The organism is Neisseria sp. P0021.S006 (assembly GCF_051956895.1).
In genome coordinates, this window is sequence record NZ_JBQCWZ010000192.1 from 1 (window position 1) to 2,020 (window position 2,020).

Here is a 2,020-nt window from a genome sequence, read left to right on the forward strand (position 1 = left end):
AAGCGAGGGTGCAGCATACGGCTAAAGCGGTCAAACGTAACATAGAGTTTCTCCGTAGTCGGAAATAAAGTAAATCGAAATGATAACTTGTATCGGATTATAAAGCTAGATGCCGTCTGAAAACTTTTGTTTTCAGACGGCTTTTTCAAGCTGATTGCTTAGAAGCGGTAGTTCACGCCCAAGCGTACATCACGTCCGGTACCTGGTAGGGTATTGGTCCAGCGTTGGCTGTGCGGATAGTAGAACTTGTTAAACACGTTGTTGACTGAAAGATTGACATTGAGCGTGTCTTTGCCCAGTGGTTTCCAGTTGGCGAAGACATCGTTCACACCGAAACCTTGGCGTACAACGTTTTCCAGTTTGCCGTCGCGACCTTTTTGACCTGCCACCAATATCGAACCCACGGCTTTTTGAACATAGCGTCCGCGCCAGCCGATTTCCAGATTCGGATTTTGGAAGCGGTAGGCAAGGGAGGCCGTCCAAGTGCGGCCGGTTTGTGCGCCAAACTCGGGGTTCGCGCTTAACAATTTATCTTTGTGCGTATCGTAAAAACGCGGTTTGCTGTGGCTTACGCCGACTTTGGCAGTCAGGCCGCCTGTACGGTAGGACGCGCCTAATTCGTAACCGTGGTTTTTGACGTAGCCGGCGTTGACGGCTTCACGGATGGCGACAGAGTCGTGGCGGTTTTGCGGATTGGCAAGCGCGTCTTTGATGGTCTGCCAGAAGTAGCTGCCGTTTGCGGCAAACGTGCCGTCGTTGTAGTTGAAGCCGATTTCGGTATTGCGCGCGCGTTCAGCTTTAGTGCCGTCGGCAATCGAGATGATGCCGCGTTTGCCGTGGGTTTGCAGCGCGTCATACAGGCGCGGGCTGCGGCTGGCGTAGTTGTGGCTTACGCTGAAGCTCAAGTTTTCGACAGGTTGGTAAATTACGCCCAGACTCGGGTTGACTTTGCCGTCTGAAACCGATTTGCCGTCATGGGTTTTGATATCGAAATGGTCGTAACGCAGACCGCCGGTCAGGGTAACATCGCCGATATCTTGGATGGCTTCGACATACACGCCGTAATCGGTTTTGGTCGGGTTGGTCAGGCTGTATCCGCGTACCAGACTTTGCAGGGCGGCATTGGTGCTGGTGTATTGCGAATTCAGGAAGGTATGAGGTTTGATTTCCTGATGGCGGTAGTTGACACCGTATTTCAACAGGGTTTTTTCGGCAAGGCGGCTGTCGAAGTTGATATTTGCACCTTTGGTGGTGATTTTGGTTGTGGTCGGACCTGCCACATTGCCTGCGTAACCGCTGCCGCTGTCATCGGCGGAATAGCGTTCGTTTTCCAACACATAGGCGTTGGCGTTCAGTTTTTCGACAAAGCCCAGGTTTTTACCCGTGTACTCCAAGTTGGTGTTGGATTGGGTAGTTTCACGGTATGAGGGTTTCTGCCTGTCTTTTGCAGGGTTGGACTCGAAGATTGTAAACTCTTCACGCACAGTACGGATGCCCCGGTGCTGGTCTTTCATGTGGCTCAACACGATGCGGTGGTCGCCGTCGCCGAAGGTTGTTCCGATTTTGGCCAGGTAGCTGCGTTTGTCCAGTGCGCTGTAAGGTACGGTTTTGCCGCCGTTGGGACTTTTGTAGCCTTTACCTGCTTCGTAATCTTTTTCATCGTTGCGGTTGTAAGAGAATAAGCCGTCGAAGTTGCCGGCTTTTCCGAACACGCTGGCGCCGTAGTTTACGCCGTCATTGCTGGCATAGCCGCTGCTGAGGCGCACGCCCCAGTTTTTGTCCAAACCTTTTAGCAAGTCTTCGGCATCGACTGTTTTAGTAATAATCGCGCCGTTGGTCGCACCAATACCGGCAGATGCCGAGCCCGCGCCTTTCTGTACGGAGACGATTTTGACCAGCGCAGGGTCGATGATGAAACGGCCTTGGTGATACAGTATTTGGCTGTCGGAATAGGCGTTGTCCACCTTGATGTCGACAGAGTTCTGACCCATGCCGCGCAAGGTCATGTGTTGGGATGTGC

The 2,020-nt window shown here is 52.5% G+C and carries 1 protein-coding gene; it reads right to left on the reverse strand.

Going from position 1 to position 2,020, the window contains the following annotated elements; genetic code table 11:
• Positions 1-158: 158 nt before the first annotated feature.
• Positions 159-2,020: TonB-dependent siderophore receptor (locus ACTHUM_RS12365; RefSeq protein WP_440402997.1), on the reverse strand; the 1,862-nt coding region annotated here is incomplete at its 5' end.